The organism is Methylomonas sp. BG-2 (assembly GCF_057766305.1).
In genome coordinates this window covers 1-3,183 of sequence record NZ_JBYMAP010000339.1, presented here as the reverse complement: position 1 = coordinate 3,183, position 3,183 = coordinate 1, and the positions used below count along the sequence as shown (strand labels likewise).

Sequence of the window (3,183 nt, the reverse complement as noted above, 5' to 3'; positions counted from 1 at the left end):
ATCGCTGAACGTCTTCGCTCTCATAGGTGTTCCGCTCCATTTGCTACTGTAATTCAAACGTGGCCTTGCAAGTTGCTTTGGGAGAAAACAGCAATTGAAAGCATCACATCCAATTGTGAAAAGCTGCACACTGAAGTTTTTCGGGCCGACGCTATTTCTGACATCCAAGTGCGGTGCAATAAGTTCTTCTCAATGATGCCGAGCTTGAGTGAAGATGAGAACTAAAAAATGCATAACCAGGCGTTGCAGTGGATGCCCTGCACTCCGCCGATTTTGCGCAATGTGCTGCGCACATTTTATTGCGCAAGACCGGCTCCGTTCTGGTCACCACTGAACTTAGCGTTAGGCGTCATCAACCCACCGGCATATTCAACGTATGGGAAAGTCGGGTGGGCACGGTTTTTGTGCCCACGCGGAATTTAAAACTGGGCTGAATATTGTTTCGCTATCGCGAGGCCTGATTTACCGCCGGTTCGCGGACCGGCAACCGCGATACTTTCTTTTGTTTGGCCAAAAGAAAGTATCCAAAGAAAAAGCCACCCCATGCCGCTTTGATCCTGCGCGCCTGCGGGTTTGAGCGGGGTTTTTGGAAGGGCTATCCTTAGCCCTCCAAAAACGCGCGGCATCCCTGCCGCGCCCCTGTCGGGCATTTCCCGCTCAAACCCTTCGGTGCTCGGCGCGGCATTAGGGGACAAAACCTATCGCGCTTGCAACGTTGCTCAACCAGTCGGGTAGGGTGGGCACGCTTTTTGTGCCCACGCGGAATTTACGGCCTGGCTGAATATTGTTTCGCTATCGCGAGTCCTAATTTAATGCCGGTTCGCGGACCGGCAACCGCGATACTTTCGCTACGAAAACCATCCCTGGTTTTCGCCCTTCGGGCCAGCCTATCGGCTGTTCAAATTCGCTCCGGACGAATTTGTGTTTGGCCAAAAGAAAATATCCAAAGAAAAAGCCACCCCATGCCGCTTATCTCCTGCGCTCCTTCGGGTTTGAGCGGGGTTTTTGGAAGGGCTATCCATAGCCCTCCAAAAACGCGCGGCATCCCTGCCGCGCCCCTAACGGGCAATTCCCGCTCAAACCCTCCGGTGCTCGGCGCGGCATCAGGGGACAAAAACCATCGCGCTTGCAATGTTGTTCAACCTATTTTGATAGCGTGGTAGGGTACGAATCGCGTGCCGTTCCGGTTGGTGCCGGACGTTCTGGAGTCGGGTAGGGTGGGCACGGCTTTTTGTGCTCACGCGGAATTTAAAACTGGGCTGAATATGGTTTCGCTATCGCGCGGCCTGATTTAACGCCGGTTGGCGGGCCGGCAGCCGTGAGATTTTCGCTACGAAAATTCCCCCTGGTTTTCCGCCTGCGGGCCAGCTTGGCGGCTACTATATTCGCTCCAGGCCAATTTTTAATTGTTCTCGGCCATTGCTATTGCATTGTTTTAATCGCCAGCTTCCAAGCAGTCGAAAAAAGTTTCCAAAGACCGGGTAGCGTCGATGAAATCGAGGATACGAAGCCCAGTCCGCGCAATTACCGACCTTACCAAGGGCTTAAAACGAAACCGCCCCTCAAACTCGCGCGCTGCGGAGAAGTTGAGGGGCGGGCTGGATAGTATGAGCTAATTATTTTTTCAGCGGAACTTAGTTCATTGCAATGATGTTATTCACCAAACTTTTGCCGGGAAAGTCCATCATGACTATACCCACCCGTTTGGTCAGCTTGAGATTGATGTTCAATTTTGTATACAACTGATTGATGGATTGGTAATTGATAGCCAAATCCGACAGGAATTTGCTGCTGAGTTGATTGGTCCCCAGGAAAGCGATGGAACATAATTTACTCAAGCAGCCGACTCTTGGAAAATCCGGATAAGTATTCGGGTTGGTCAGTGTGGTTAAACCGGTCAATAATTGCGGTGCGTTGGTTTCGTGCGAGCTGTGGCCGCTGGCGACAAAATAGGGGAAGGCGCCGTTCGTACCGCTCAGATAATTGATGTAAATTTTACTGGAATCGCCGGTAGAGGCGGCCATGAAGTGAGCCTTGACTTGTTCCCATTTTCCGTACAGATCCCAATTTGTTTTCAAATTGTAATTATCCTGAATCGTGCCTTGGTTGCTGATAGTAGAATAAGAAATCCCGACGAGCGGACCTTCGAAGTATTGCAACAATACGGCCTTACCGCGCATCTCGGCTAGCGTGGGATTATTATTGTCTTGCAATGTTAAAAACAGACACGGATATTTGCCGACGTAGTAATTATACGTGTCGGCAAAACTGCGGGTATTATTGACGCCGGCAATACCCTCTTTGACCTTAATAATCACGGTTTCGCTAGGATTCGCGGCCAAGAAATCGTCCACGGTATTCAATACATCCTGGAACGTGGCTTTTTGAGTAAAGCCATCGTAAGAAATGATAAAACTATCATTTTTATGCCAGCAGTGGATATCCAGCACACGAATTCCTGAGGTTAGTTGATCGGCCAAACTCATCGATTGAGTTTGCGCAACGTCGGTGCCGTAACGTGCCATGGAGTTGTGAGTGCCAGGCAGCGACAGTTGACTCAGCTTTAAAGTATCCGGCAGCGTCTTCATCCATTGGTCCTTATTGTAAACGCCAATATAGGGATCGTGGGAATAAGCCGCCGTATCAATATCGGATAATACGTTGCCGCTGAAGCAAGTAATGCCGGCAAAGGTTAAAGCGGCTAAGGTAGATTTTAGTTTCATGGTTGTTTCCTCATATGGATGTTTAAAAATTTAATTTAAGTAAAACGATCGATATATGAGGGGCAAGCGCCGTGCCAGATCGGCAAAATGATTTTAAATAGCGGATTTATTTGGAAATATTAAAATAAGCGGTTGAGCAAAGCCGATAAACTCCCGGGTTTTCGCTACGATATTCAGTAGTGATGACGAAATGTCGTAACTGCAGCCGCTCGTTAAGCGGATTCGAAGCGAACAGCGCCGGTTACTTCAATGCCCTAGCTTCAATTCGTCTTCGTACAGTCAAGGGTGGGCAGGGTTTTTGTGCCCACGCGGAATTCCGAGCTAATGAATCAATATGAAAAGCGCATCGGTAACGTCGCTTGATGCCTGGAGTGCATTTTGCTCGTGTCCTTTCCCATCAATTGAAAAATGCCGGGTTTGCTGGGCGCTGAAAATCGGCCCGACCACGCCCACTTTTCGG

2 protein-coding genes are annotated in these 3,183 nt (G+C 49.5%); one reads left to right on the top strand and one right to left on the bottom strand.

The genetic code is table 11. The features are described from left to right. On the top strand, positions 1-225 hold a 225-nt coding region (locus tag AC3B8H_RS19780; RefSeq protein ID WP_488443235.1), incomplete at its 5' end, for a hypothetical protein. A 1,409-nt stretch (positions 226-1,634) separates the two neighbouring features. Here the strand turns inward: AC3B8H_RS19780 and AC3B8H_RS19775 are convergent. Further along, entirely contained in the window at positions 1,635-2,723 is a 1,089-nt protein-coding gene (locus tag AC3B8H_RS19775) for a phosphatidylinositol-specific phospholipase C (RefSeq protein WP_488443234.1), read from the bottom strand. Between the last annotated feature and the right edge of the window lie 460 nt (positions 2,724-3,183).

What these genes read in the sequence shown, in the direction of transcription:
- AC3B8H_RS19775 (WP_488443234.1), bottom strand. Translation starts at nt 2,723, where the DNA reads ATGAAACTAAAATCTACCTTAGCCGCTTTAACCTTTGCCGGCATTACT.